Source organism: Streptomyces sp. TAA204, assembly GCF_000424965.1.
Genome location: NZ_KE384282.1, coordinates 80,677 through 105,760 on the forward strand (window position 1 = coordinate 80,677; position 25,084 = coordinate 105,760).

10 protein-coding genes are annotated in these 25,084 nt (G+C 71.3%); 3 read left to right on the plus strand and 7 right to left on the minus strand.

The features are described 5' to 3' along the window. Positions 1–312: 312 nt before the first annotated feature. The 5 genes from H343_RS33060 to H343_RS0126760 form a co-directional block, all read right to left on the minus strand. The gene (locus tag H343_RS33060; RefSeq protein WP_051266185.1) at positions 313–11,283 is read right to left on the minus strand and encodes a hybrid non-ribosomal peptide synthetase/type I polyketide synthase; all 10,971 of its coding nucleotides are present in this window, start codon (positions 11,281–11,283) and stop codon (positions 313–315) included. Further along, positions 11,243–12,553, minus strand: a complete 1,311-nt coding sequence (locus H343_RS0126745; protein ID WP_106958958.1) for an MFS transporter — start codon at positions 12,551–12,553, stop codon at positions 11,243–11,245. The genes H343_RS33060 and H343_RS0126745 overlap by 41 nt, the downstream gene beginning before the upstream one ends. A 309-nt stretch (positions 12,554–12,862) precedes the next feature. Then, positions 12,863–13,681, minus strand: coding sequence for an NAD-dependent epimerase/dehydratase family protein (locus H343_RS33065; RefSeq protein ID WP_078506138.1), 819 nt, complete (start codon positions 13,679–13,681; stop codon positions 12,863–12,865). Between the two features lie 197 nt (positions 13,682–13,878). Next, positions 13,879–14,547 (minus strand): class I SAM-dependent methyltransferase, encoded by a 669-nt coding sequence (locus H343_RS0126755; RefSeq protein ID WP_051266188.1) that lies wholly within the window; start codon positions 14,545–14,547, stop codon positions 13,879–13,881. Between the two features lie 321 nt (positions 14,548–14,868). Next, positions 14,869–15,432, minus strand: a complete 564-nt coding sequence (locus H343_RS0126760; protein WP_486587067.1) for a snapalysin family zinc-dependent metalloprotease — start codon at positions 15,430–15,432, stop codon at positions 14,869–14,871. 300 nt (positions 15,433–15,732) lie between these two features. On the opposite strand from H343_RS0126760, the gene H343_RS33695 reads away from it, so the two are divergent. Continuing rightward, entirely contained in the window at positions 15,733–16,137 is a 405-nt protein-coding gene (locus H343_RS33695) for a peptidoglycan-binding domain-containing protein (protein WP_051266124.1), read from the plus strand. Between the two features lie 121 nt (positions 16,138–16,258). On the opposite strand, the gene H343_RS0126770 is transcribed toward H343_RS33695, so the two are convergent. Then, entirely contained in the window at positions 16,259–17,779 is a 1,521-nt protein-coding gene (locus H343_RS0126770) for an FG-GAP-like repeat-containing protein (protein ID WP_028433636.1), read from the minus strand. A 299-nt stretch (positions 17,780–18,078) separates the two neighbouring features. Here H343_RS0126770 and sph point away from each other — a divergent pair, with 299 nt between their 5' ends. Next, entirely contained in the window at positions 18,079–19,137 is a 1,059-nt protein-coding gene (gene sph / locus H343_RS0126775; RefSeq protein WP_078506140.1) for a sphingomyelin phosphodiesterase, read from the plus strand. A gap of 232 nt (positions 19,138–19,369) precedes the next feature. Here the strand turns inward: sph and H343_RS33075 are convergent, their stop codons facing one another. Then, a complete protein-coding gene (locus H343_RS33075) occupies positions 19,370–20,611 on the minus strand; it encodes an ABC-2 transporter permease (RefSeq protein ID WP_158679624.1) in 1,242 nt (413 codons plus the stop codon). A gap of 168 nt (positions 20,612–20,779) precedes the next feature. Here H343_RS33075 and hrpA point away from each other — a divergent pair, with 168 nt between their 5' ends. Next, a complete protein-coding gene (gene hrpA, locus H343_RS0126785) occupies positions 20,780–25,021 on the plus strand; it encodes an ATP-dependent RNA helicase HrpA (RefSeq protein WP_028433638.1) in 4,242 nt (1,413 codons plus the stop codon). Positions 25,022–25,084 lie beyond the last annotated feature (63 nt).

Here is a 25,084-nt window from a genome sequence, read left to right on the forward strand (position 1 = left end):
CAAGGTGACTCCGGACGTCCGAGGTTCCTTTCTCCAGATCCACCGTGGACCAGCAGAGGCCAACCAGCTCCCCGCAGCGCATGCCCGAGCAGGTGCGCCAATACGTGAAGCGTGTACAGCCGCACTCAAGTGCGTCTACATGGCGCTGACGTCGCTGGACCGTCTGGAGCGACCTTCTAAGACCGTGGCCGAACCAGTTCGGTCGTACTCCTTCACGGCCTTGCGGGCTGTGCGGGCGAGTGGGAGCAGATGACCCCGACCCCACCCTCGGCACGGTGGTCGCGTCCCCGTCCGCCGGCGGGGGCGACGGTGTCAGGACGTCAGTTTCGGCAGCTCCTTCGCGGGGTCCCGTACAAGCTCCGCCAGAGTTGCGGCGAAGCGCTCACCCCAAGCGGCGACAGTCGCGGGCGTGAAGAGGTCGGCGGAATACTCGAAGGCCACCTCGATCGCCTCCTCCCGCGGTACGAGCACGACGTACAACTCGTTGCGGGCCGTCCCCCGAGTGGGAAGGTCCTCGACCGTCGTGGTCGCGCCGTCCAGGCGGAGCTGTGGTGTCGGCGTCGTCACCACCGTGAAGAGCACCGTGGGGAAAAGCCCCTCGGCGACATCGGGGGCCACCAGGCGCACCACCTCGGTGAGGGGGAGTTCCTGCCGTTCGAGGACGGTGAAGAGCGTCGTACCGAGCTGCGTCACCAGGTCCGCGAAGGTGACGGCCTCGCCGAGCCGTGCCCGCAGCAGCACCGCGTCCCCGATCATCCCGACCACCTCGGCATGCTCCGGGCGCATCCGGTTGGTGCTCGAAGCGGCAAGGACGACGTCCCCGTCACCCTCGCACGTTCTCGCCAGCCACACCGAGAACGCCGCGGCGAGCACCGAGTAGGGGGTGGAGCCCGAAGCTGTGGCGCACTCGGCGACCAGCCGCGGCATCTCACCGTCGATCACGAAGCGGTGCAGCCCCCCACGTCCGGAGAGCAGGGCGGGACGCGGCCGGTCTGCGGGAAGTCGGGGACGCAGCGACGCGCCCTCCAACTCCCCGCGCCAGAAGCCCTCCAGCTCTGCCCGGCGACGTTCCGGCAGCCCGTGCTCGGTATGCGCCACCTCGGTGAACTGCCCGGCCGGAGCGGCCGGAAGCGTCTCGGAGCCGGACCGGAACTCTCGGTACAGCAGCTCGATTTCGCTACGGACGATACCCATCGACCACCCGTCGCACACCGCGTGGTGCAGCACGCTGAGCAGCACCCAGTGGCCCGGCGCCACCAGGGCGAGACGGAACCGGAACAGCGGCGCCCGGTTCATCTCGAAGGGCCGGTAGGCGTCCTGGAGGAACCGGGCCACCGGCGCCTCACCATGGTCGGTGGCCGACGGGAGATTCTCGACGGGCAGCCGCACCGGGAGTTCGTCGAGCACCTCCACCCATGGCTGCCCTTCCCGGATCACCACACGGCTGCGCAGGGCGTCGTGACGCCGTACGAGCTCGTCGAGCGCGCGCTCCAGAGCACGGGTGTCCAGGTCTCCCCGGATGTCCGTCCGGTGCGCGACGTTGTAGACCTCCGGCCTGTCGCGCTCGTGGTGCCGCTGCCACAACCTGCGCTGCAAGGAGGTCGCGGGCGCGGTGGCGATCACGGTCGGGCCGCAGGCAGGCTGTTCGTCTTCGGCCGCGACCGCGCGGATGGTGGGGCGGCGGAAGAACTCCGCCATGGACAAGTCGACGCCCAGCTCCTCGCGCATGCGGTTGAGCAGGCGTACGGCGCTCAGCGAGTGACCACCGAGCTCGAAGAACGAGCGGTCCACCGGCACCTCCCGCAAGTCGAGTTCGCCCGCCCAGAGTTCGTGCAGCGACTTCTCCGACGCGGTGGCCGGGGCGGTGCCCGTACCGGGGGCGGCCGCACGCAGGCTGTCGGCAGTCGCCGGGCCGGGCAGGCGGGAGCGGTCGAGTTTCCCCGAGGAACTGACCGGGAGACGCTCCAGAGCGACCCAGCGCCCCGGCACCAGGTGCCCGGGCAGTTCCGAGGCCAGGGACGCCCGTAGCTCTTCCAGGTCGTGCGAAGGGTCGGCGGGGACGACGTAGGCGACGAGCTCGACGTCCCCGTGCCGGTCCCTCCGTGGAAGGACGGCGGCGTCGAGGACCCCGGACACACCGTTCAGCGCGGCCTGCACCTCGCCGGGCTCCACCCGGTGTCCGCGCACCTTGACCTGCTCGTCGACCCGCCCGCGGTACTCCAGCTCGCCGTCGCCGCGCCAGCGGGCCAAGTCCCCCGTGCGGTACATGGTGCCGCCCGCGTCGTCCGGCAGGAAGGCGCGGGCGGTCTCCTCGGGGCGCCGGTGGTATCCAAGGGCGACCGGTGCGCCGGTCACATTGATCTCCCCGACCGATCCGACCGGCACCTCGCGGCCCTCGCCGTCCAGCAGCCGTATCCGGGCGCCCGGTACGGGAGTGCCGATGGGCGGCCGGTCGCCGGCTGTGGGGTCGACCCGGTGGGAGGTGACGATGACGGAGGTCTCCGTGGGCCCGTACTGGTTGTGGAGGACACACTGCGGATGCGAGGCGAGGAAGTGCTGGAATGCGGGCCCCAGCCGAAGAGGTTCGCCTGCGCAGAAGATCTCCCGCAGTGACGGCACACGTGGCTCCGACTCCATCAGGTACTTCAGCGGGGTGAACGGCATGAACAGGCGCTGCACGCCCTCTCGGCGCACCACGTCCACCACGCGGTGCGGATCGTTGCGCGCTTCGTCCTCGATGAGCACCAGAGCGGCGCCGGCGGCGAGAGTGGTGAAGATCTCCTGGACGCTGACGTCGAATGTCGGTGAGGTCCACTGCAGAGTCCGCAGCGGGGGATGCGCCCGAAGATGCGCGCTGATCAGCGCCGCCGGACCGCGGTGCGGCACGAGGACGCCCTTCGGGCCTCCCGTGGAGCCGGAGGTGTGGATGAGATAGGCGGGGTCTTCCGGCGCCACGGCGGGTCCGGCTGCGTCCTCGCCGGTTTCCGGGGACAGCTCGTCCCCGGCTCCGGCCCGGACGGTGCCGTCCAGGAACCGCACGGTGAACGAGCCGACCGCCGGGAGGCGTTGCCACAGTTCCTCAGTCGTGAGCACCAGCACCGGGGCGCCGTCCTCGAGCAGTCCAGCGATGCGTCGGCCGGGCGCAGACGGATCGAGCGGCAGGTAGGCGGCACCGCTCTTGAGGACCGCGAGGATCGCGATGATCAGCTCAGCGCCGCGAGGCAGCAGGATCGCCACCCGCTCACCGCGACCCGCACCCTGTCCCCGCAGCAGGCGGGACAACGCCTCAGCCCGGCTGTCGAGTTCCTGGTAGCTCACCGTGTCGTCGTCGGTGACCAGCGCGGTGGCGTCCGGGCACCGGCTCGCTTGTCCTTCGAACAGTCCGTGCAGGGTGTCCTCCGGTCCGGAGACGGCCTGGCCGTGCCCGCCGAGCTCCGCAAGCCTGGTGCGGTCGGCGCCGGTCACGGCGGTCAGCGCGGACAGCGGGCTGCTGGGGTCGTTCACGGCCCGGCGCAGCATCTGCTCCACGTAGTCGACGAACCTGCGAACTGTGCCCGCTTCGAAGAGCTCCGTGTCGTACTCCACCATCAGGCGCAGGCCGTCCGGGTGACGAGTGAGGTAGAAGCTGAGGTCGAACGGAGCGCGGGAGCTGGGGACGTCCAGCAGGGCAGCCTGGACGTCCGGCGGTGCGAAGTCGACCCGCCCCTCGTCCTCGTACTCCACGAGCACCTGGAAGAGCGGGTTGCGACCCGGGTCGCGGTGCGGATTGAGCGCGGCCACCAGTTCGTCGAAGGGCACGTCACGGTGCTCGTACGCCGCCGTGCTCGTCTCCCGTACACGGCGCAGCAACTCCCCGAAGTCCGGGTCGCCGTCGAGCCTGAGGCGCAGCGCGACCGTGTCGAGGAAGAGCCCGACCTCGTCTTCGGCCTCCGGCGGCCGCGCGGTGACCGCGGTGCCCAGCACGACGTCCTCCAGACCGCCGAACCGGCCGACGACAGCGGCGACCGCGGCGGCCGTCGCCATGAACAGCGTCGCCCGGTGACCGGCGGCGAGGCGCTGCAGCGCCGTGACGAGGCCGGCGTCCAGGTCGTGTGTCAGGGCGGCGCCGGCGCCGGAGCGGACCGCTGGTCGCGGCCGGTCGGCCGGCAGCGTCAGCTCCGGAGCGCCGCTCAGTTCACGCTGCCAGAACTCCAGAGCGGCAGCCGTGGCTCCGGGAGCCGGAACGGGGGTGGGGCCCCGGTGCGCCGGAGGCTCCGGCGCCGGTCGTCCTGCGACCCGTGCGCGGTAGCAGGTGGCGAGGTCCCGGATCAGAACGGACGTGGACGACGAGTCGAACACGATGTGGTGCGCCATCAGGAACAGCAAGTGGCGCTCGTCCGACAGCCGCAGCAGTCGCGTCGAGATCAACGGGCCTTCACCCAGGTCGAAAGTCTGCCGCCCGTCCGTGTGCAGGGCGCTCCGCAGGGCCTGCTCCTCGTCGGCGCCCGCACTGTCGGTGACCGGGCAGTCCAGCCGGACCGAGGACAGCGTCTCGCGGTAGGGGATCCCGTCATCGCAACGGAAGACCGTGCGCAACGCCGGGTGCCGTCCCGGGAGTTGCCTGACCGCCCACTGCAGTGCCGCCACATCCAGCGGGCCGTCGAGCCGGACGGCTTTCGGCTCGTGGTACATGCTCGTGCCGGGGTGCAGTTGTTCCAGGAACCACATGCGCCGCTGCGCCGGGGACAACGGCGCCCGCGCCGAGGGTGGGTTCGTCCCCGCCGTCGGCGGCTTCGTCGCTTCCTTCGCCGGAAGTTCCTCCGCGCCCGGCGAGCCTGGAGTGCCGCGCCGCAGCCGGTCGATCATCGGCAGCGCGTCCAGCACCCGCTGGGCAGGTACTCCGAAGTCGACGAAGCAGGCGACCTCGTCGGCTCCGGCGGCGGTCAACTGCCGTACGATCCCGGCCGCGGACTTCTCGTCGCCGATCAGGGCACGGGAGTCGCAGTACCGCTCGTAGGCACGGCCGAGCAGGAACTCGACGTCCTCGTCCTCGGAGTTCTCCAGGTCGATCTCGAACCCCAGGCTGTTGGTGACCTGGTTGAACAGGGACAGCGTGGAGCGGAGGTAGGAGACGAACGGCCGGTACGCCTCCTCCCGCGCCTGTGCGGCGTCCTCGCCGAGATAGGTGTGCACCAGCACCACGACCCTGCCGGCCGCTGGGTCCAGCCCGTGCTCGGCGCGGGTCCGGCGGTACAGCGCGATGTTCTGAGCGAGTTGCTCGACGGTCTGGGCCATCAGGTTGGTGACGATGCCGAGATCGTTCGCCGCTGCCAGGCGGTAGCTGTCCGGGTTGCCCACCACGGCCACGTACATGGGCGGCTGTTCCTGGATCGGGCGCGGGTGCAGGCGTATCTCGGCGGGCCGGCCGTCGCCTCCGGTCACCGTGTGCGGGTCACCGGCCCAGAGGGCGCGCACCGTTTCCATCTGCTCGTACATGACTTCGCGGTGCCGGCCGAAGTTCTCCGGAGCCAGGGCGAAGTCCGTCGCGTGCCAGCCGCTGGCGAAGCACAGACCGACTCTGCCGCCTGAGAGGTTGTCGACCACCGACCACTCCTCCGCGACCCGGACCGGGTGATGGAGCGGCAGCACCACCGAGCCGGCGTGCAGCCGGATGCGCTCCGTGCGGGCCGCCAACGCGGCAGCGAGCACTGAGGGGTTGGGGAACAGGGCCCCGAACGAGTTGAAGTGCCGCTCGGGGAACCACAGCGCGTGGAATCCCTGCGTGTCCGCGTACTCGGCCGCCGCCAGGATGAGGCCGTACTTGTCCTGCTCGGCGTCGTCGGGGTAGTCGCCGAAGAAGTACAGGCTGAAGTCGCACCCGGGGTTCGGCGGAGGAGCCGTTGCCGATTCGGGTACGGATTGCTGTGTTGTTGCGTCATGTCGGGGCGGCGCGGGCTGCTGGGGCGGTGATGCTGATGTCGGTGGCGCCGGTATCGGTGTTTCCGGCCGGCCGGTGACGGCCGGACCGGCCGCGGTCGCAGGTTCGCGGGCCTGTGGAGGCGCGGTGGCCGCGCCGCCTCCTCGCAGCAGGTCGAGCTGGGCGGAGAGCACCCCGGACACGTTCTCGACGAGTTGCTCCGTCAGGTGCAGTTGGCGCGTGAAGAGCTCGTAGAGTTCCGCCTTGGCCGGGGCGTCGGCAGCCGGGGCGTCGGCCGCCGGAGCATCGGCGGCCGGTGCGGTGCGGGGGTTCCGCGGTACGTCCGGCCGGGCGGGCGCCTCACCGGGCAGCTCCGTGACCGCGGCGGCCACCTCGCACGGCAGGGTTGCGTTGTCCGCCGCGGGAGCCGGCGAGGCCGCTGGGACGGCTGTGCGCGCGGAGACCAGGCCGGCCAGGGCGCGTGGCGTGTCGGCACCCGAGAACAGTTCCCGGATGGGCACCCGGACGCCGTACCGGCGCTCGATGTCCGCCGTGAGGCCCATCAGCGAGAGCGAGTCCGCGCCGAGTGCGAAGAACGAGCCGTCGGGGTGCACCGCCGACACCTCGATTCCCAGCTTGGTGCCGGTCAGTTCGCACAGGGTCCGCAGTACGTCGTCCGAACCGGCCGACCCGGGCGGCGGCGTCCTGTCCTTCGTGACTGACGGCGTCTGCCGCTCGTCGGCAGGTCCGGACGCGTCCGCGGACCGTACAGGGGCCGGAGCGAAACTGCGTCGGCGCAGCGGGTGGCCCGGCAGGGGCACCCGGCCACCTGACCGGACGACGGCGTGCCAGTTCGGCTCCGCACCTCGCCGGTACAGCTCGGCCAGTGTCCCCAGCACCCCGCCGATCTGGTCGGAATGCTCCCCCTGGCCTGCCAGCCACCGGCTGTCGGGAAGGCAGTGCCGTCCCAGCCCTGCGAGGCCGGCCCCCGCCCCCATGTGCAGGAAGTCGGCCGCCTTGTGCGCCTTGGCGGTGGTCATGATGAGGTCGAACCGGACCGGCTGCCGCGCCTGTCGGCACAAGTAGTCGACGCCGGGCACCCAGCCGGCGGGCTGAAGCCGGCCGTCCACGCCCGTCACGACAGCCGTGTGGAGCGGTCCGAACTGCGTTCGCTCCGCGTGGGGACGGAAGGCGTCGATCGCCTCGTCGAGGTCGGCGGAGTGGAAGGCCCGGTCCACCGGGAGCGCCCGCCACTGCAGCCCCTCCTCGGCCAGCAGCCGCGCCGCCTCGTCGAGGGCCTCGCCCGAACCGGCGACGACCTGGGCGCGCGGCCCGTTGCACGCGGCGACTTCGGCACCCGCGAGGCGCGCGATCCGGCGCGCCTCGTCGGCGCCGCACCGGACCGCGAGCATGCTCCCCGGTGGGCAGTGCCGCTGCATGAGCCGTCCGCGCCAGGCCGTGAGGCGCAGGCCGTCCTCCAGCGACATCGCCCCGCCCGCACAGAGTGCCGCGTACTCGCCGACGCTGTGACCGAGCAGCAGTCCCGGGACGATCCCGAAGGCCCGCCAGAGCTCCGTCAGGGCCATCTGCTGTGCGAACAGAGCAGGTTGCGCGGTTTCGGTGGGCCACGGACCGTCGTCCGCGGAACCGTCCTCCTCGGTGAGCAGGGGCAGCAGCGTGCCGCCGAACTCGTCGGCGAAGATCTCCGCGCAGCGGTCCAGTACCCGCTGGGCCTCGGGGAAGGCGGCGTAGAGGTCCCGCATCTCTGCCCGGCGGGCGCTGCCCTGCCCGGGGAACGCGAAGGTCAGCGACTCCAGGGGCCCGGCGGAGGCCCGCGGCACCGGCTGTGCCAGCGCCCGCGCGAGTTCCTCCGTGGTCCTTGCGACGACGGCGGTACGCACCCCGCGGTGCTTGCGCCCCAGTGCCTGGGTGGCGGCCACGTCCACGGCGGACAGGCCGGGATGCTGCCGCAGGTGTTCGCTGAGCCGGGCGGTGCGCTCCGCCAGCATGTCCGCGTCGTTCGCGGAGACCGGTACCAGCACGGGGTGGGCGGACACGTGCGGGTCCGGCGGCTCGGGGGCCTCCTCCAGCACGACATGGGCGTTGGTGCCGCCGACTCCCAGGGCGCTGACCCCGGCCCGCCGGGGCAGGCCGGCCGGCGTCCGCCAGTGCCGGAGCTCCGTCGCGAGGACCAGAGGGCCGCGCTCCAGAGCGAGGGCGGGGTTGGGGCGGTCCAGGTTCCGGGTCGGTACCAGGGTGCGATGCCGCAGCATCAGCACCGTCTTGATGAGCCCTGCCATGCCGGCACAGCTGTCGAGGTGCCCGATGGCCGGCTTCACCGAGCCGAGGGCGCAGAAGCCGGTGTCGCCGGTTCCCTCCCCGAGCGCGCGCGCCAGCGCCTCGAACTCCACCGGGTCGCCGAGCGGCGTGCCTGTGCCGTGCCCCTCCACGTACGAGACGGACCGGGCCGGTACGCCCGCATTGCTCAGCGCCCGCCGCACGACCTCGGTCTGTCCCGGCACGCCCGGCGCGCTGAAACCCGCCTTGGCCGCGCCGTCGTTGTTGACCGCCGAGCCGCGGATCACCGCGTGCACCGTGTCGCCGTCCGCCAGTGCCCGGTCCAGCCGCTTCAGCAGGACCGCCGCCACGCCGTTGCCCCCGACGGTGCCGTCGGCGTCCGCGGCGAAGGCCCGGCAGGTGCCCGTCGGCGAGAGGATCGAGCCCGGGTGGTGAAGGTAGCCCGTCTCCTGCGGTGTGTGGACGGCCGCCGCGCCCACGAGGACCATGTCCGCGTCGTCGTCGAGCAGTGCTCGCACGCCGAGGTGCACGGCCACCAGGGAGGAGGAGCAGGCGGTCTGGACGCCGATCGCGGGGCCGGTCAGCCCCAGCCGGTAGGCGACCCGCGAGGCGAGGAAGTCCGGCTCCCGGCCGATCGTCGCCTGCATGCCGGTCGCCGGCTCGTCGTCGGGCAGGGGCCCGCCCGGTCTCTGGTGCTGATGCCCGTAGAGGTTCATTCCGGAGCCGGCGAAGACGCCGACTCTGGTGCCCGGTCCGGTCGCCTCGTGGCCACCGTCCTCCAGCGCCTGGTGACAGACCTCCAGGAACAGCCGGTGCGCGGGGTCGGTCAACTCGGCCTCGCGCGGCGTCATACGGAAGAAATCGGGGTCGAACGCGTCGGCTCCCGACAGGACACCCGCCACGGGCACCCTGGCGGGCTCCTGTATCTGTCGAGTGGACAGACCGGCGGACGCCAGTTCCTCGGGAGTCAGAACCCTCAAGCCGCTCTCACCGTCGCGCAGCAGCGTCCAGAACTGCTCGACCGATTCCGCCCCGGGGAAACGTGCGGCCATGCCGATGACCGCCACCCGCCGGTCATCGCCGGCCTCTGCCGGGGCGGACCTGCGCGCCGCCGCGAGGCTTCCCACCGCGCCGTCCGGTCCGGCGAGATGCCGAGCGAGAGAAGCAGCCGTGGGGTGCTCGAACAGGGCCACCTGCGGGACGTCGCTGCCGAGCCGTAGTTCGAGACGGCTGCGCAGGCGCACCAACTGCACTGAAGTCAGGCCGAGTTCGTAGAACGGTACGTCGACGTCCACCGGGGTGCCGAGCTCGGCCGCGAGTTCTTCCCGGACCATCCGCACCACAGCGTCGGGCTGATTGGCGACCGGCGGGGGCAGTTCGGATTCCTGTCGGCTCTCCAGGCGGCCGAGCAGCACACCGCGGCGCACCTTTCCCGACGGTGTCCTCGGGAACTCCCCGGGCGGCACCGGGACCACATGGGACGCGGTGAGCCGCAGCCTGCGGAAGAGCGCCGCCTTCACCTCCCGCGTGATGCGCTCGTCCTCACCGGGGCCACGGCCGGTGAAGAACACGGCCAGTGTCTCGGTGCCGCTCTTCCGGTCCGGGACCGCGCAGGCGGCCACCTCCCCGGTGCGGAGCCCGGGTACGGCGGCGAGGACCTCCTCGACCTCATGGCAGTACACGTTGTGGCCGCCCATGATGATCATGTCCTTGTGCCGGCCCGTGACGACCAGTTGGCCCTCGGCGAGAAAGGCGAGGTCGCCCGTCTCCAGCCAGTCCCGTCCCGTCGGGAAGGCCGCAGCGTCCGCCTCCGGATTGCGTACGTAGCCCGGTGTGATCCGGGCGGCCGAACACACCTGGAGCCGCCCGATCCTGCGCTCCGGCAGGAGTGCACCCTCCGGGTCCACGACGCGCAGGGCGGCGCCGTGCGCCGGTGCGCCGGACGCCACAAAGGTGACGCACTCGTGCTCCGGCACGTCGTCGCCGGCGGTGACCAGATCGCCGTCGAGGCTGTCCTTGAGGAGCCGGTGCACGGTCCCGGGCCGGTCGAGCCGGCCGTAGGTGATTCCCGTGACCGTCTCCGCCATTCCCCAGACGGGCACCAGAAGGGACTCGCCCAGTCCGAAGGGAGCCGTGGCCTCGAAGAAGCGCCGGAGCACCGGCAGGGACAGGTGCTCGCCGCCGCACACCAGAGACCGGACTCCGGCGAGATCCCACCGGCGGCTCGGGTGCCCGGCCAATGCCTCCGTGATCAACTGGTAGGCGAAGGTCGGTGCCCAACTGTGCTGCGCGCTGTGTTCGTCGAGCAGGTCCAGCCAGCGGAGCGGCTCCGCGAGCACGTGGCCGGTGGGTGCGTGCACGTTGGTGCAGCCGGCGAATACCGGGAGCAGGTGGTAGAGCAGGAAGGCTCCACTGTGGTCGACCGGGAGCCAGTTGACCGTGGTGTGGCCCGGGCGCATGCCCAGTGCCATTGGGGCGCTGGCCGCGAAGTCGGCCAGACCGCGGTGGGTGATCCGGACCGCCTTCGGTGGACCGGTGCTGCCCGAGGAGAGCATCAGCAGCGCGACATCGGACTCCTCCGGCTCCACGAGGTCCTCGGCGGGCTCGTGGGCCAGGCACTCCTCGACGGAGACGACACGCAGACCGGGCGATGTCCGGGCCAGTGCCGACGCGCCTTCCGCATCGCAGACGACCAGCGGCTGATTCAGCAACTCGGCTGTGTGCCGGAGCCGTTCCAGAGCGGGTGACCCCGCTTCGGCGCGGTCCGTGATGCCGGCCGGGCGGGCGCCGCCGAGCAGGGCGGCCCAGAAGGCGGGGAAGTACTCGCGCAGGGGCAGTCCGCACAGCACCAGATCGTCCCCGGGACGCAGCCCGTGCCGGCGCAGCCCCGTGAGCAACCGGCGGGCACGGTCCAGCAGTTCCGGGTAAGGCAGCCTCGTGGCCTGCCCGTCGTGGCCCACCGTGACCAGCGCCTCCTGGGGGAACGCTTCCGCGGCACGCACCAGGGCCCGGACTGCGTCGCGTGGGGCGTCCTCGGCCAACTCCAGCTCAGGACCCTGGTACAGGGCCGGTTCCGGTACGCGCTGCACGCGCATCCTCTCCTTCGTCTGCGCCAGATCTCGACAGGTGCCGACCGCGCCTTCGGCGGGTGGCGAGGAACAGCAACAGGGTTGACGCCGCGCACACGGCCAGACCGTGGAAGAAGCCGACGACGACCCAGGCGGGCAGCACGTCGAGCGCCGCCGCGGCCGAGACGGCTCCGACGGTGAATCCGGCGGTCTCGGCTGCGGCAGAGATGCCGAAGACCCGGTTGCGCAGGGCGTCGGGAGCCTCCTGCAGCCGCGAGGTGTAGATGATCTCGGTATATCCGTCGCCGAGGCCGGCGCCGAGCGCCACGAGCATCAGCGCGATGCCCGGCAACCCGGTGAAGGCGAGGGCGAAACACACGGACATCGCGCAGGTCCCGATCGCGAAACCCCGCTCGTCCCAGACCCGGCCACCCGTATGGCGGCGTCGCTTGAGCACCTGGTGGGCGAGCAGTGTGCCCACCGCCCACGACGCCCAGAACTGAGTCATCATCAGCGCGGGTTCGGACGGCGACGTCTCCTGAGCCAACACCGGCAGGCCGACGTTGTGGGAGGAGGACGCCAGCGCGTCGACGCCGCGGAGCAGGACCATACCGATCAGCACGACGGGCAGGCCCAGCAGTCCGCGCAGCAGCCCTCCGCCGTTCTCCGACCAGGAGGAGGCGTCCGCTGAGCCGCTCACGTCGTTCGTACGGTCCGCCACGTCCACGCGGGGGCGCGCGATGAGCAGCACCGCCGCCGACACCACGAAGCTCGCGGCGTTGACCGCGAACGCCGCCGCATAGCCGCCGACGGCGACGACCGGGGTCGCCGAAGCGAATCCGAGTACGGTGGCGAACGAACGCAGCGTCACCAGCAGCCCGTTCGCCTCCCCGCGACGGGCGTCACCCACCATCACGGGCACCGAACTGCGCAGGGCGACCGAGAAGAGCGTGTTGCCGGCACCGAGCACCACGACCACACCGGCCACCAGCGGCAGAGAGACGGTGGCGTCCCCGGCGACGACGACCAGCACGGTCATTGCCGCAGCCTGCGCGACGTCGGCGCCGACCATCATGCTGCGGCGGCCCGCCACCGCAGCCACCCTGGGGGCGGCGAAACCGGCCAGGAAGCCGGAGGCCAGACGCACCGCCATCACCACTCCGACGCCGAAGGCGCCACCGGTGACCTCGAATGCGAAGAGGCTCAGCGCGATGAGATTCAGATAGGTGCCGTATGACGAGACGGCGTGGGCGCACGCCAAAGCCCGGAACCGACGGTCGAGGTCGGCCACTCCACCTCCCCCGGGCCATGGCCTGACACGCCGACAGTCTCTCCACGCATCTCATCAATTACAAGCGCTGGGCCGCCCCACACGGTTCGAACCACGCGGTCCGAGCCCGCACAGCAGCCCCAGGGGCGGATGACCGCCCGTCGTCCCGTTGTCTTCTTCGCGGGTGCAGGAGGGCGTCGGCCTCCGGACCGGTATCCGGGCCGGCGAGCCGTCGCCGTACCCCAGCAGTTCGGCCGTACGCGGCAGATCCTCCAGGACGGAGCGCCGAACTGGGCTCGACAGCCCCTCAGCTTTCGTTGTGAGGCCGATCTACGGGTCTCGCCAACGCGAGCGCGGCTCCCAGCCGATAACGCGGCGTGCGCGAGAGCAGTCGAAGCCGCCGGCCTCGCCCGTGAGGGAAGCCCGCAGTTCGGTGCCGGGGCAGTGCTCGGCGAGGAGCTGTTCGACGGGGCGCTTCACGCGGGTGTCGTCCGCGGCGATGAGCAAGGCCTGATAGGCGTCGTACCCGTCCCGTGGCTCCAGGGCGAGCAGGCAGGCCCGTGCCGCGTCCTCAAGGTCGACATAACCCCACAGGCCGCGGGCTCCGTCCTCCTCCGGGACGCTGTCGACGAGTCGGCGCACCTCGTCACGGGTGAGGATCCAGTGGAAGCGCAGAGCGGTCACGGTCATGCCCCGGCGGGCGAACATCTGACCCATGCGCTCCAGGAAGTCCTTGGTCAGCGCGTACGGGTCGACATACCGCAGGGGGCTGTCCTCGTCGACGGGGACATAGGGATGGGTGAGCGGCTCGGGCGACCACGCCGTCCCGTGGACGGACCCGCTCGATGCCAGAACGGCCGTGCGGACTCCGGCCGTCCACCCTTCCTCCAGGGCGTTGAAGGTGGACATGGTGTTGGCATGCACCAGATCCGCAGGGGCGACCCCTTCCGGGCTCGGAATTCCGGCGCAGTGGATGATCGCTTCGGCCGATTCCAGGGACCGGGCCACTGCGTGCCGGTCCAGCAGATCGACCGTGCCGCCCCCGTCACCCCTGACGTCGGCTTCGATCACGCCGTGCCCTGCGGCTGACAACTGCCGGCAGACCTCGGCACCGAGCGTTCCACGCGCTCCGCTCACCCACACCCGCATGGGGAGCAAGACTAGGTGCTGCGACCGGCGGCTTCGCCCGTCATCAAGCCGGGTGGTCCGCGCCCCGCGACGCGCAGCAGCCCGAGGTCAGCGCTCATCAGTGCCGCGCCGTCCAGCGGGGGTCTCGGCGAGACCGCCTGAACAGTGCAGCGTCAGCCGGGCGTTGCCGCTGCAACGTGCCGTCCCAAGAAGCGAGTTCAGTCCTGCCGCCGGGCCAGGACCAGGCGGCAGCGGGGGCTGCCGTCCGGCAGGCGGCCGAGGCTCTCCAGGGCGAGGGTGGTGACCGTGAAGCCCGCGCCGAGCAGGTCACGGCGCACCTCGGCGAGGCGGAAGCTCCGGTAGTACATGACGAAACGCGGGTGCCACAGCGCGTTGCGCACCCGCATCGCCGCGTCGAATCCCCACAGCGCCCAGTACTGGCGCGAACCGACACGGGGTGGCGCCGCGACGGGAAAGGCGAAGAGGCCACCGGGGCGCAGAGCGGCGTGGACCTGCTCGAACAGGGTGGGCCGCTCATGCGGCAGGAAGTGGCCGAACGCCCCGAAGCTGACGGCCAGGTCGAAGGCGTCGCGGACCGGCAGCGCACGGGCGTCGGCACGCACCCACTCCGCACCCGGCACCGACCGGCGGGCCCGCGCGAGCATGCCCTCGCTGAAGTCGAGCCCCGTGACAGGGCCGGTGCACACCCGTCGCAGCACCCGGTCGACACCGGCGCCGGTGCCGCAGCACAGGTCGAGCCCCGCAGCGAACGGCCCGAGCGGGCGCAGCGCCAGAGCGGTGGCGTCCAGCACCTCGTCCGGGGTCCGGAACGGGCTGCCGTCGAACTTCGGCGCGAGCAGGTCGTAGCCGCGCCGGGTGGACGACATGGCCTGCCGTGCCAGCTCGGCGAGGCCCGGCCCCTCAGGGGAGATGAACAGCGTCACACCACTCACGCTAGCGCGGGCAGCGGCAGTCAGGGGCCCGGTACCGCGCCGGCGCCGGTGCCGACCCCGGTGCAGACCGCCCGGGATCTCGCCGGTGGTCTCGCGCGTCGGCGGGCCCGCTGCCCGGCGCGGGGTGGTCCCGCCCGCGTCCTCCCGTCCGGCGGACGGGCTCGGCCCCGCAGGTGAACAGCGGGAACGGCCCCGGGAGTTGAACCTCTCGGAGCCGTTCCCGGGTTCACGGGTTCAGGCGTCACCGCCCGTCTGTCAGTCCACGAAGACCTTGGCCCGCCGGTCGTCGGGTGCGCCCGCGAAGCCTCCTGCGAAGTTCTCCTCCACCTCGGCCTTCTCCGAGGCGTCCGGGTTGGGGTTGGTGCAGGAGACTCCCGCCGTGGACCCGGACATCAGGCTGGAGCACGGGCCCGGCTTGATGTCGGGCAGACCCAGGATGTGCCCCAGTTCGTGGGAGGCGATGCGGGTGGTGTCGTAGCCCTGCTGCACCGCCTCGCGGCCCATGTAGACGATGCCGTTGCCGAGGCTGGTGGTGACGGCGCGAGGCCAGCCGTCGTCGGCGACGATGCTCACGTTCGCCTGCTCACCGCCCTCGGCCGGTTCGAGGCGGACGCCGGTGACGCTCTCGTTCCATACCTGCACGCCGCTGTCGACGGCGTCGGCGAACTCGGCCGAGCCGCCGGCGTCGTAGGTGAGGACCACGGGCGCGGCCGCGCTGCCCGGCGACTCCGCCGGGGCGGCCACTGCCTGGCCGCTCATGAGGACGAGAGCCGTCAGCGGCCCGACGAGGACCGCTCGGGCGATATTACGGACCAACACATCAGCCTCCTGGTGGGGGACAGAGCTCGAGTGTGTTGACGTGTTCATGCCCTCACTTGCGGCGGCGGATACCTCCGGGAGGCGATCTCGCGGAATTCCTTCGCGGTCACGACGGAGGCACCCGGGAATGCTGCGCTCCGCTGTTCAACTGCCGGGCCGCACAGCAGTATTGAGCGCCTGTGCCGACCCGGGGGACGGAGCACAGCAGGGGCGCGACGCACCGGCCTCACTCACCCCTCGCCCGGCCGGCCAGTGACCGGGACCAGTTGACCGAGGACCAGTTGACCAAGAGGGGAACCGATGACTCCCGACCGCACCAGGACAAAGGCACGGATCGCCACCGCAGCCGCGACCGCACTGCTCGCCGTCGCCGCCTGCGCCGCATCAGCCGGTACGGCGTCCGCCGGCACCGCGACCGCCGGTGAGGGGACGGCCGGGCCCACCGCGAAGGAGTGCGAGTACTCCAACGCGAGACCCACCCTCCAGCTCGGTGACACCGGACCGGCCGTCAAGCAGGCCCAGTGCTATCTGCTGCACACTCTGATCATCGACGACATGATCGAGGTCAGCGGCAACTTCGACGCGAAGACCCGGATGAGGGTGCGGCAGTTCCAGAACTGTGCCGGGCTGCCCGTCAACGGCGTCGTCGGACAGAGCACTTGGTCCGTCTTCCAGGACTGGTTCAGCTCCGGCCGCGTCTGCTGACAACCGAAGGCCGACTGCTGAGAGGACGCCGGGATGCCCCCGCCTGCCCGGCGGGAGCATCCCGGTGAGCGGTGCGCCCGGTCCGTCCTGGTGTCCGTCCCAGTGTCCGCCCTACGGCCCGTCAGGGCGCGTAGAGGAACGTGCCGTTCTCGTTGGCGAAAGCCGACCCGAAGCGGGCGTTCGGGGCCGGGGTGCCGAGGTCGACGGGGTTGTAGGCCGTCGAACCCGTCGCGGTCGCGCCCGAAGACGTGCCGCGCAGCGACCAGATGGCGCCGGTGTCGTTCTCGTACGGTGCGGCGGCGGCGAGTTCGGCCTTGCCGTCCCCGGTGACGTCGAGCAGTCGTACGGCTCCGCCGAAGCGGTCACCTGCCTCGGCGACCCCGGGGATACCGGCGGTGTCCTGGTGGAATGCCTTGGCTCCCGTGCCGCTGAGTCCGCCTGAGGCCAGGGAGGCGCCCTTGAGCACAACCGTCGCCCCGGCCGCGGCCTTGTTGCCGATGGCTTCGAAGGGGACGCCGACCGCGAGGTCGTCGTAGCCGTCGCCCGTCACGTCGCCGGCGTCGAGGCGGGCGCCGAACTGGTCGCCCTCCTCGCTTGCACCGGGGACGCCCGTGGTGTTCTGCGTGATCGTCTTGATGCGGGTCTTGCTGGGGCCGTCCGGCGTGCCGTAGTAGATCTTGAGAGTGCCCGCGTCGTAGGGGAGTTCCTCGGTGATGTTGCCCGGGACCGTACGGGTCGCGAGGTCGCCCTTGCCGTCCCTGTCGAAGTCGCCGACCGTCGCGGTCGCGGCGGAGGGCAGCGCGACCGGGGTGGTGGAGAGGCCGGAGGCGGTGCCGCGCCAGAACTTTCCGCCCTCGGCGTGGTTCTGGTACGCGTGGAAGGTCGCCAGGTCGTCGACGCCGTCGCCGGTCATGTCGCCCGCGGCAACGGCGAAGATGTCGTTGTCGGTGCTGAACATGTCGACCTGCTGCTCGGCGGCGGGAGCACCGGCACGGGTGAACGGCCCGGACAGTACGGAGCGCATCTCCCAGTCGTCGCCGTGCCGCATCACCAGGTCGGAGTCGCCGTCGCCGTCGAAGTCGCCGGCGGCGAGGTTCTCACCGACCGCCCAGCCGCTGGTGCCGGCGGGCGCCTGGATGACCGCGGCGCCCTGTCCGCTGATTCCGCTCGCGCTGCCCCACAGGACGGTGACCGTGCCGTAGCTGCCCGTGGCGTCGACGGCCTCGCCGGAGCTGTGGACCGCGAGGTCGGTGAGTCCGTCCCCGTCGAGGTCCCGGGCGACCGTCTTCTGGCCGAAGCGGTCGTCGGTCTCGGCGGCGCCGGGCACACCGGCGGTGTTCTGGCTGATCAACGTCCTGGACCCGGCGTCGAGTCCGGTCGGCGAGCCGTACATGACGACGATGTAACCGGCCCTGGCGCGGCCGGAGACGGGACTCTCGGGGGCGGTGACGGCCAGGTCCTGGTAGCCGTCGCCGTTGAAGTCCTCCCGTACGGACGCCCCCGCCTCGCCGGCCGCCGCGGTGGCGGACGAGGCCGAAGCCGACGCGGAAGACGGCTGCGCTGCACCCGCCGTGGGGGCGAGGCCGCCGGTGAGCGCGACGGCCAGGCCGACGAAGCCTGTGGACAGCGAGCGTTTGCGCATGATTCCTCCAACTCCGCCGTATGCGACGGTTCGGAAGTGAGACACGCACGGTGTGCCGATAGTTGTGCTCGCGCGGCTGCCCGGCGACCGGTGCGGCAGGGCCGGGACGGACGGGGCCGTGGGCCCGGCCGGAGCTCGGCCCCACGACCCCTCACCTGCGGCGTTGCCGCGGACCCGCATCGCCGGAGGCCGCGAACTCCTCCCGTTGGCAAGAAGTTTGCGCGCACACCGCTTACACGGAGCAAGCCCGCTTGATTGGATTGTTACCGACCAGTCCCCCACCCCCCACGGGAGATGCGATGTCCTCCACTTCACCGCGCCGGGTGCGAAAACTCGGCCGTCTCAAGGGCGTTGCGGCCATGACGGCGTTCGCCGCGGCAGCCGTAGCCCTGAGCGCGCCCGGCGCCTCGGCCGCCCCCCACAGCCACCAGGCCCGCACTCCGGCGCCCGCGCCCGCCGCCGGCGGCTCCACGGCCGCGGAGGCCGACGCACCGGGGCTGAAGGTGCTGTCGTACAACACCTTCCTCTTCAACAAACTCATCTACCCCAACTGGGGCCAGGACCACCGGTCCGAGGCCATCCCGGACGCGGACTTCTTCCAGGGCCACGACGTCGTCGTCCTGCAGGAGGCGTTCGAGAACTCCGCCTCGGACACCCTCCAGGAGAAGGCCGCCGCCCAGTACCCGCATCAGACACCGGTGCTGGGCAGGAGCAAGGACGGATGGGACGCCACGGGCGGCTCCTGGTCGGACATCGCCCCCGAGGACGGCGGCGTCACGATCCTCAGCAAGTGGCCGGTCCTGCGCAAGGAACAGTTCGTCTACGACCACGGCTGCGGCGCCGACTACCTCTCCAACAAGGGCTTCGTGTATGCCGTCCTCGATGTGAACGGCACCAACGTGCACGTCGTCGGCACACACGTACAGGCGGGCGACTCGGCATGCGGGGAAGGTGAGCCGCAGTCGATACGCTCCGAGCAGTTCCGGGCGATCGACTCCTTCCTCGACTCCAAGTCGATCCCCGCGGACGAACAGGTCATGGTCGCGGGCGACTTCAACGTCGACTCGCGCGGCTCCGAGTACGGGTCGATGCTGGCCGACGCCGATCTCGCCCCCGCCGACGCGCGTACGGGTCACCCCTACTCCATGGACCACGAGGAGAACACCATCGCGGCGAAGCGGAGCCCGGACGGGGGCAGGTCAGATCTCGACTACGTGCTGCACCGCAACGGCCACGCCCGCCCGGCGGGCTGGGAGAACGAGGTCGTCAAGGAGGAGGCCGCGCCCTGGGAGACCTCCGAGGGGACGTTCACGAACCTCTCCGACCACTATCCCGTGATCGCCGGTCCCTCCTCGTAGAACGCGGTCCCTCCTCGTAGAACACGGCCCGTCCTTGTGGACTGCGGGAAGAAGTGACACCGGCAGGAGTGAGACCCCCGGCCGCCGCCCCGGCCGGGGGTCTCAGCCGTCTCCGGACGCGTCGGCACGGACGGGCACGGACCGGCGAGACCGGGTACACCGGCCGGCGAGGCCCTGCACGGACCGGCGCGAGCGGACCGGCCCGCCCCCGTGAGCGCGGACGCGGCACCCGTCACGCCGGCGCGGGCGACGCCGGCGCGGACTCGTCACCGTCGTCCCGCAGACGGCCGTCGAGAGTGAGGAAGACCGCCATCCCCGCCGACGCCCAGGCGGCCAGCACCAGATACGGCAGAAGGTGCTCGTTGTCGGGGAAGTAGACGGCGGTGTGCTGGGCGTTGACGGACGCGCCCGGCGGGAGCCAGCGGCCGACCGCTCCAAGTACGGACGGCAGCAGCGGCCAGGACACCGCACCGCCCGAGGAAGGGTTGCCGATCAGCACCATCACGAGCCAGGTGGGGATCATCGCCCAGCGCCCGACGAGGGTGTTGAACATCTGGAAGACCATGGCCGAGGTGAACATCGTCAGCGACAGGATCAGCCACGAGTGGAGGAACGGCAGCGTCACCGCCTTGAGCAGCCAGCCGACCGTCGCGGCGATGACGAAGCCGCCGAGCACCGCGTAGACGGCGATGAAGCAGAGGCGGACGACGGGAGTGAGGTCGGGGACGTTGACACTGAGTTGGATCGCGCCGATGAAGCCGATGATCCCGGCGGCGAGAGTGATGTAGAAGATCGTCAGGCCGCGCGGGTCGCCCGGGCCGAGCGGTTTGAGGTCCCTGAAGGTCACCCGGACGCCCACCTTCTCCCCCACTTTCGGTGCCGCTTCCCGCAGCACCTCGGCCACCGAGGCGCCGGCGGCGCTGGAGAGGTCCATCTCGACACGGCCCGGGGTGCGGGAGCGCAGGACCGTGAAGATCTCCTGGTCCTCGACGGCGCGCTTCGCCTGGGCGTACGAGCGGTAGCGCCGCAGCTCGAGCGAGGAACCGAGCTCCTTCTCCAGGCCGTTCACGAAGTCGCGTGCCTGCTGCCGGTCGTGCACGGGGCTCACCACGGCCGCCGGGATGTCGCGCGGGGTGGGGTCGGCCATGGCGTAGGTGTAGGAGCCGGCGAAGAGTCCGGCTGCCGCCGCGACGATGAGCACCAGCACCGAGGCGGGGAAGAAGGGCGAGTGCGTGAAGTGCCGCCATCCGGCGCGCAGACCGGCGTGCGGACGGTGGACGACCCGGGCGGTGTGGGCCTCGCGGCCGGCACCACGGTCCCCGCCGCCTCCGCCGGCACCACGGTCTCCGCCGCCTCCGCCGGCACCACGGTCTCCGCCTGCGCCGCCGCCGTCCCCGCGGGCCGGGCCGTCGTCCCGCCGGTGGTCCGGGCCGCCGGAGAGGTCCGGTTCTTCCGGTTCGTGGTGCTCGCTCATGCGGGCCACCCTAGGTCCGCCGTGCGCTGTTTATACCTATTGAGAACTATTGAGACTGTTTGCACCTATTGCGCTTCTCGTCCGCGGCGTGCGCCGGGAGGCGCCCCGGAGTGCCCGGGGAGAATCGGCTGGCAGCCTCGTTCGCCGAGGTGCGATCCTGGAGCAGGTATGCCGACTTCCACATCACCGTCACCGTCCTTCGACGCACTGCGCGAACGCCTGCCCGAGCTGCTGCTCCGCGACCAGCAGCGGCTGGGGCGGCGGCTCGAGGGCGCCCGGAAGATCCGTAAGCCCGAGGCGCGCGAGGCCGTGCTCGCCGAGATCTCCGCCGCCATGGACGACTCGGAACTGAAGGTGGCCGCACGGCGCGAGGCGCTCCCCGCGATCAGCTATCCGGAGCAGCTGCCCGTCAGCCAGAAGAAGGACGAGATCCTGGAGGCCGTACGCGATCATCAAGTAGTGATCGTCGCGGGCGAGACCGGCTCGGGGAAGACCACGCAGATCCCGAAGATCTGCATGGAGCTGGGCCGCGGCATCCACGGTGTCATCGGCCACACCCAGCCCCGCCGGCTCGCGGCGCGTACGGTCGCCGAGCGCGTCGCCGACGAGTTGAGGACGCCGCTCGGCGAGGCCGTCGGCTGGAAGGTCCGCTTCACCGACCAGGTCAAGGACCACACCCTGGTCAAGCTGATGACGGACGGCATCCTCCTCGCCGAGATCCAGCAGGACCGCGAGCTGCGCCGGTACGACACGATCATCATCGACGAGGCGCACGAACGCAGCCTCAACATCGACTTCCTGCTCGGCTATCTGGCGCAACTGCTCCCCAGACGCCCCGAGTTGAAGGTGATCATCACCTCCGCGACGATCGACCCCGAACGCTTCTCACGGCACTTCGGCGACGCGCCCATCGTCGAGGTCAGCGGCCGTACGTACCCGGTAGAGGTGCGCTACAGACCGCTCCTCGAAGAGGCGTCCGAGGAGAAGGACCGGGACCAGATCACCGCCGTCTGCGACGCCGTCGACGAGCTGACGGCCGAAGGGCCGGGCGACATCCTCGTCTTCCTCTCCGGCGAGCGGGAGATCCGCGACACCGCGGACGCGCTGGAGAAACACCTCACCCGGGTGCGGGGACACCGCGCGGCAGCGGACAGTACGGAGATCCTCCCCCTCTACGCCCGCCTCTCCCACGCCGAACAGCACCGCGTCTTCCAGCGCCACACCGGCCGCCGCGTGGTCCTGGCCACGAACGTCGCCGAGACCTCCCTCACCGTCCCCGGCATCAAGTACGTCGTGGACCCGGGCACCGCCCGCATCTCCCGCTACAGCCACCGCACCAAGGTCCAGCGGCTGCCCATCGAGCCGGTCAGCCAGGCGAGCGCCAACCAGCGCAAGGGCCGCTGCGGACGTACCTCCGACGGCATCTGCGTCCGGCTCTACTCCGAGGAGGACTTCCTCTCACGGCCGGAGTTCACCGACGCCGAGATCCTGCGCACGAACCTCGCGTCCGTCATCCTCCAGATGACCTCGGCCGGGCTCGGCGACATCGAGAAGTTCCCCTTCATCGACCCGCCGGACCACCGCAGTATCAAGGCCGGCGTCCAACTCCTCGAAGAGCTGCACGCGTTCGAGGCCGCGGGGAAGGGCGCCGGGGATGGCGCCGCAGCCGCGGACAGCAAGGACGGCAGGGGCGGCAGGGGCGGCAAGGACGGCAGGGAGACCGGGCGAGGCAGGACCGGCAGGCCCGCCCGCGGCACCGGGGACGGCCGCAGCCGCCTCACCGGCACTGGCCGCAAGCTCGCCCAACTCCCCGTCGACCCGCGCCTGGCGAGGATGGTGCTGGAGGCGGACCGCAACGGCTGCGTGCGCGAGGTCATGGTCATCGTCGCGGCGCTGTCCATCCAGGACCCTCGCGAGCGTCCCGCCGACAAGCAGCAGCAGGCCGACCAGCAGCACGCCCGGTTCCGGGACGAGACCAGCGACTTCCTCGCGTTCCTCAACCTGTGGCGCTACGTGCGCGAACGCCAGCGGGAGCTGTCCTCCTCGGCCTTCCGGCGGATGTGCAAGGCGGAGTTCCTCAACTACCTGCGTATACGGGAGTGGCAGGACATCCACGCCCAACTGCGCCAGGTCGCCCGGACCATGGGCATCGAGCTGGCCCCCGCCGACCGCGAGGCGCCGCCCGAGGCCGTGCACCAGTCGCTGCTGGCCGGGCTGCTCTCGCACGTCGGCCTGAAGGACACGGAGAAGAACGAGTATCTGGGCGCGCGGAGCGCCAAGTTCGCGGTCTTCCCCGGATCGGCGCTCTTCAAGAAGCAGCCGCGCTGGCTGATGTCCGCCGAGCTGGTGGAGACGTCCCGGCTGTGGGCCCGCGTCAACGCCCGCGTCGAGCCGGAGTGGATCGAGCCGCTGGCCCAGCACCTGGTCAAGCACACCTACAGCGAGCCGCACTGGGAGCAGAAGCAGGCTGCTGTGATGGCGTACGAGCGGGTCACCCTCTACGGCGTCCCGCTCGTCGCCCAGCGCAAGGTCAGCTACGGGAGCATCGACCCGGAGACGGCACGCGACCTGTTCATCCGCCACGCGCTGGTCGAGGGCGACTGGCGCACGCACCACCAGTTCTTCCATGACAATCGCAAACTCCTCGACGAGGTGGAGGAGTTGGAGCACCGCGCCCGGCGCCGCGACATCCTCGTCGACGACGAGACGCTCTTCGACTTCTACGACGAGCGCGTACCGGAGGACGTCGTCTCCGGCGCCCACTTCGACTCCTGGTGGAAGAAGCAGCGCCGCCAGGACCCGGATCTGCTCAGTTTCGAGAAGTCCATGCTCATCAACGAGCGGGCGGACGAGATCAGCAGCAGCGACTATCCGGACGTGTGGCAGCAGGGGCAGCTCTCACTGCGCGTCACCTACCAGTTCGAGCCCGGTACGGACGCGGACGGCGTGACGGTGCACGTACCCCTCCAGGTGCTCAACCAGATCACCCCCGAGGGCTTCGACTGGCAGATCCCCGGGCTGCGCCACGCGCTGGTCACCGAGTTGATCCGCTCACTGCCCAAGGCGGTTCGGCGTCACTACGTACCGGCGCCCGACTTCGCCGCCCGCTTCCTCGCCGCCGCGCCTCCCCTCCACGGGCCGCTGACAGCCACCCTCGCCCGCGAACTGCAGCGCATGGTCGGAGTGCCCTTCTCCGGCGAGGACTTCGCGCTGGAGAAGGTCCCCGACCACCTCAAGGTCAGCTTCCGTGTGCTGGACGAACGGCACCGCACCCTTGCCGAGTCCAAGGACCTGGAGGAACTCCAACTGCGGCTGCGGGACAAGACGCAGGCCGCTCTCGCCCGCGCCTTCGAGTCCTCCTCACGTACCCGCCAGCAGCGGGGGCGGGGGAAGAGCAAGGGGCCTCAGGAGAGCCTTGGGAACACCCCCGAGACCGCGCGGACGGCGGCGACGGCACAGGCCGGCACGGCTGCATCCGGCGCTTCCGGCACGGGCGAAGGCGACGGGGCCGGTGACGCCGCGGCCGCGCTCTCCCCCCGGACGGGCCTGACCGACTGGAGTCTGGGCACGCTCCCCCGCATCTTCGAGACCAGACGCGCGGGCCAGCCCGTCCGGGCCTACCCGGCCCTCACCGACGACGGCGACTCCGTGTCCGTACGGCTCTTCGACACGGAGACCGAGCAGCAGCAGGCCATGTGGGACGGCACCCGCAGGCTGATCCTGCTCAACATCCCCTCCGATCCGGCCAAGTTCGCCGCCTCGAAGATGTCCAACCCGCAGAAGCTGGCGCTCTCCCGCTCCCCGCACGGCAGCGTGCAGGCCCTCTTCGAGGACTGTGTGACGGCCGCCGCGGACCGCCTTGTGGCCGTGCACGGCGGACCGGCCTGGGACGAGGAGAGCTTCCGCAAGCTCTTCGACGCCGTGCGGACGGATCTGGTCGACGCCACGCTCAGGACGGTCAGGCAGGTCCAGGAGGTACTGGCCGCGTGGCACTCGTGCGAGCAGCGGCTGCGCGGCCTCACCAGCCCGGCCCTGGCCGCGTCCCGTACGGATGTGGCCGAGCAGCTCGCCGCTCTCGTCTGCCCCGGATTCGTCACCCGGCACGGGGCGGGGCGGCTGCCGGATCTGCTGCGCTATCTGGTCGCCGCCGACCGCCGCCTCCAGCAGATGCCGAACAACGCCGAACGCGACCGTACGCGGATGGCCAAGGTGCAGGAGATGCAGGACGAATACCTCTGGCTGCTGGAGCAGTTCCCGCGGGGGCGTCCCGTCCCGCGGGGGGCCCGGGACATTCGCTGGATGATCGAGGAGCTGCGCGTCAGCTACTTCGCCCATGCGCTGGGAACGGCCTTCCCGGTCTCGGACAAACGCATCATGAAGGCGGTGGACGCGGCGGCCCCGGGAGCGTGACGAGAGCGTCGCGGACGGTGAGTTCGCGCTGCCCTGTGGGCTGCTGTAGAGTCTCGTCTCGCG

Excerpts from the sequence above, each read along its gene's own strand:
- H343_RS0126770 (WP_028433636.1), bottom strand. The coding sequence starts at position 17,779 with ATGCGCAAACGCTCGCTGTCCACAGGCTTCGTCGGCCTGGCCGTCGCG.
- sph (WP_078506140.1), top strand. The coding sequence starts at position 18,079 with ATGTCCTCCACTTCACCGCGCCGGGTGCGAAAACTCGGCCGTCTCAAG.
- H343_RS33075 (WP_158679624.1), bottom strand. The coding sequence starts at position 20,611 with ATGAGCGAGCACCACGAACCGGAAGAACCGGACCTCTCCGGCGGCCCG.
- H343_RS33695 (WP_051266124.1), top strand. The coding sequence starts at position 15,733 with ATGACTCCCGACCGCACCAGGACAAAGGCACGGATCGCCACCGCAGCC.
- H343_RS0126755 (WP_051266188.1), bottom strand. The coding sequence starts at position 14,547 with ATGTCGTCCACCCGGCGCGGCTACGACCTGCTCGCGCCGAAGTTCGAC.
- H343_RS33065 (WP_078506138.1), bottom strand. The coding sequence starts at position 13,681 with ATGCGGGTGTGGGTGAGCGGAGCGCGTGGAACGCTCGGTGCCGAGGTC.
- hrpA (WP_028433638.1), top strand. The coding sequence starts at position 20,780 with ATGCCGACTTCCACATCACCGTCACCGTCCTTCGACGCACTGCGCGAA.